The organism is Rugosimonospora acidiphila, from assembly GCF_039543385.1.
Taxonomy (GTDB): domain Bacteria; phylum Actinomycetota; class Actinomycetes; order Mycobacteriales; family Micromonosporaceae; genus Rugosimonospora; species Rugosimonospora acidiphila.
In genome coordinates this window covers 1-4,113 of sequence record NZ_BAABJQ010000073.1, presented here as the reverse complement: position 1 = coordinate 4,113, position 4,113 = coordinate 1, and the positions used below count along the sequence as shown (strand labels likewise).

Below are 4,113 nucleotides of genomic sequence, written 5' to 3'. Positions count from 1 at the left end.
CACGGTGCGGTTCTTCTCGACGGTGACGGGTGGTTGGGTGTCGGGTGAGGAGCTGGATGCGGGGTATTGGTATCGGAATCTGCGGCAGCGGGTGTTGTTGGATCGGGCGGTTGAGGTGTTGGTGGGTCAGGGGTTCGGCGTGTTCGTGGAGTGCTCCGCCCATCCGGTGTTGACCGTGGCGATGGGTGAGCGGGACGGTGTTCACGCGGTCGGCACGTTGCGCCGGGGTAAGGGTGATTGGCGGCAGATGCTCACCGCGGTGGGTGCGGCGCATGTGTTGGGGGTGCCGGTTGATTGGTCGGTGGCGCTTCCTGGCCGGTATCCGCACGTGGACCTGCCGACGTACCCGTTCCAGCATGAGCGGTACTGGTTGCAGCCGGACGCTGGTGGCGTCTCGGTCGGTGATGACCCGTTGTGGCAGGCGTTGGACACCGGCGACCCGACCGCTTTGGCGACCACGCTGGGGGTGGACACCGACACGCCGCTGCGGGACCTGTTGCCCGCTTTGCGGCAGTGGCGTCAGCATCAGCAGACTTCCGGCGTCATCGACGCCTGGCGGTACACCATCACGTGGAAGCCACTGCCGGCACCCCAGCCCGCGACGCTGGCCGGCCACTGGCTGATCCTCACCCCACCCGACGCGCCGCAGGACGACATCGTTGCCGCGCTCACCCGCAACGGGGCGGAGCCGGTCGTCGTCACCGTACCCACCGCCCCCGACCGGGCCGATCTCGCCTCGACGCTGCGTACGGCCCTGGCCGACCTGCGGCCCGCCGGTGTGCTGTCGCTGCTCGCCGCCGATGGGCAGCCCCACCCCGAACTCCCCGGTGCCCCCGCCGGGCTGGTACAGAACCTCGTGGCGATCCAGGCGCTGCTCGACGCCGACGTCACCGCGCGGCTGTGGATGATCAGCCGGGACGCGGTCCGCGCCCACGCCGACGACCGGGCCGCCAACCTCGACGCGGCGATGACCTGGGGGCTCGGCCGGGTGGCGGCCCTGGAGCACGCGGACCGCTGGGGCGGCCTGATCGACCTGCCCGCCGACGCGGACGAGGCCATCCTCGACCGCTGGTGCCGCATCCTCGCCGCCGGCGGCGAGGACGACCAACTCGCGGTGCGCCGCGACGGTCAGTACGCACGGCGGCTGACGGACGCGTCCACCGGCGGTCTTCCACCCGCCCGCCAGTGGCAGCCGACCGGTACGGCGCTGATCACCGGCGGTACCGGCGCGCTCGGCGGGCGAGTGGCCCGCTGGCTGGCCGAGTCGGGCGTGCCGCACCTGGTGCTGACCAGCCGGCGCGGCCTGGACGCCCCGGGCGCCGACGAACTCGTCGCCGACCTCGAGCGCCTCGGCACCCGCGTCACCGTGGCGTGCTGCGATGTCGCCGACCGCGCCGACCTGGCCGCGCTGCTCGACCGGCTCGCCGCGGACGGCGACCCGGTCCGGGCCGCCTTCCACGCCGCCGGCGTCGTGGAACTCGTCTCGCTCACCGACACCGATCCGGGCTCCTTCGCCGAGGTGGTCCGCGCCAAGGTGGCCGGTGCCCGCAACCTCGACGCGCTGCTCGACACCGACCTGGACGCCTTCGTGCTCTTCTCCTCCGTCGCCGGGTTGTGGGGCAGCGGCGACCACGGGGCGTACGCCGCGGCCAACACGTACCTCGACACCCTTGCCGAACACCGCCGGGCCACCGGTCGCACCGCCACCTCGATCGCGTGGGGTGTCTGGGCGCCCGCACCGGGAGAGGGCCGTGGCGGCATGTCTGAGGGCGTCGACCGCGACCAGCTGCGCCGGCGCGGCCTGCCGCTGATGGATCCGGACGTCGCGGTCGTGGCGCTCGGCGACTCGCTCAACCGCGACGACGGTGCCGTGGCCCTGGTCGATGTCGACTGGGAACGGTTCATCGCGGTGTTCACCGCGGAGCGGGAACGGCCGCTCTTCGACGACCTGCCGCAGGTGCGGCGGCTGCGGGAGGCCGAAACCGTGGCCGCGACCGCGCACACCGCGCCCGCGTCGCTGCTCGGCGGCCGCCTTGTCGGCCTGTCCCGTACCGACGCCGACCACGCCGCCCTCGAACTGGTGTGCACGCAGGCCGCCGCCGTCCTCGGGCACTCCAGCGCCGCCGCCATCGACGCGGAACGGCCCTTTACCGACCTTGGCTTCGACTCGCTGACCGCCATCGACGTCCGCAACCGGATCGCCACCGCGTCCGGGCTCACGCTGCCCACCACGCTCGTCTTCGACTACCCGACCCCGGCACGGCTGGCTCGCTACCTCGTCGACCAGGTGCTCGGCGCCGGCGGCGAGGACGGCCCGGTGACCGCGGCGCACACCGACGAGCCGATCGCCATCGTGGGCATGAGCTGCCGGTACCCGGGCGGCATCCGGTCGGCCGACGACCTGTGGCAGCTGGTACTCGACGGCGGCGACGCCATCGCCCCGTTCCCCACCGACCGGGGCTGGGACCTCACCAGGCTCTTCGACCCCGACCCCGACCGCCAGGGCACCACCTACGTCCGCGAGGGCGGCTTCCTCTACGACGCCGGGGACTTCGACGCCGGCTTCTTCGGCATCTCGCCGCGTGAGGCGGTGGCGATGGACCCGCAGCAGCGGCTGCTGCTGGAGACCTCGTGGGAGGCCCTGGAGCGGGCGGGTATCGACCCGCGCACGGTCCGGGGCAGCCGCACCGGCGTCTTCGTCGGCGCCAACTACCAGGACTACCGTTCCCGCCTGCACGAGGTGCCGGAGGGGCTGGAGGGTCACCTGCTCACCGGCAGCGTCGCCAGCGTGGTGTCCGGCCGGATCTCGTACACGCTGGGCTTCGAAGGCCCCGCGATGACAATCGACACGGCGTGCTCGTCGTCGCTGGTGGCGCTGCACCTGGCCGCCCAATCGCTGCGCTCCGGTGAGTGCACGATGGCGCTGGCCGGCGGCGTCGCGGTGATGGTCACCCCTGCCACCTTCACCGGGTTCTCCCGGCAGCGGGGGATGGCCGCGGACGGCCGGTGCAAGGCGTTCGCCGACTCGGCGGACGGGATGGGCCTGGCCGAGGGCGTGGGCATGCTGCTGGTGGAGCGGTTGTCGGACGCGCAGCGGCTGGGTCACCCGGTGCTGGCGGTGGTGCGTGGTTCGGCGGTCAACCAGGACGGTGCCTCCAACGGCCTGAGCGCGCCGAATGGTCCGTCGCAGGAGCGGGTGATCCGGGCGGCGTTGGCGAACGCGGGTTTGTCGACGGCGGAGGTGGATGTGGTGGAGGCGCACGGTACGGGTACGAAGTTGGGTGATCCGATCGAGGCGCAGGCGTTGTTGGCGACGTATGGGCGGGATCGGTCGGGGGATCGGCCGTTGTGGTTGGGTTCGGTGAAGTCGAACATCGGTCATACGCAGGCCGCGGCTGGGGTCGCGGGTGTGATCAAGATGGTGATGGCGATGCGGGCCGGGGTGCTGCCCCGCACGCTGCACGCGGACACGCCGTCGTCGCATGTGGACTGGTCGTCGGGTCAGGTCCAGCTGCTGACCGAGGAGCGGGGCTGGGCCGCTGACGGAGTCCGTCGGGCCGCCGTGTCCTCCTTCGGTATCTCTGGCACGAATGCGCATGTGGTGTTGGAGCAGGCTCCGGTGGTGGAGCCGGCGCCGGTGGACTCGTCGGTTTCGGTGACGCCTGGTGGTGTGGTGCCGTGGGTGGTGTCGGGTCGTTCGCCGGAGGCGTTGGGCGCTGCGGTGGGTTCGTTGGTGGATCGGGTGTCGGGTGATGGTGCGGATCTGGTGGATGTGGGTGCGGTGGGTGCGGGGTTGGTGGGTCGGTCGCGGTTTGAGTATCGGGCGGTGTCGGTGGGTGGTGATGTTCAGGAACTAGTCGATGGTTTGCGTGGGGTGCAGGCGGGTCGGGTGGTGGGTGGTCGTTTGGTGTGGGTGTTTCCTGGTCAGGGTTCGCAGTGGGCGGGGATGGCTCTGGATTTGTTGAATGAGTCGCCGGTGTTCAGGCAGGCGATCGCTGAGTGTGAGGTGGCGTTTGGTGGGTTGGTGGATTGGTCGCTAGTTGAGGTGTTGCGGTCGGGGGTGGTGCCGGAGCGGGTGGATGTGGTGCAGCCGGTGTTGTTCGCGGTGCATGT

General features: G+C 71.5%; 1 protein-coding gene. It reads left to right on the top strand.

From position 1 onward, the window contains the following. Positions 1–37 precede the first annotated feature (37 nt). A partial coding sequence (locus ABEA87_RS42035; protein ID WP_345639393.1) for an SDR family NAD(P)-dependent oxidoreductase occupies positions 38–4,113 on the top strand: 4,076 nt, incomplete at its 3' end.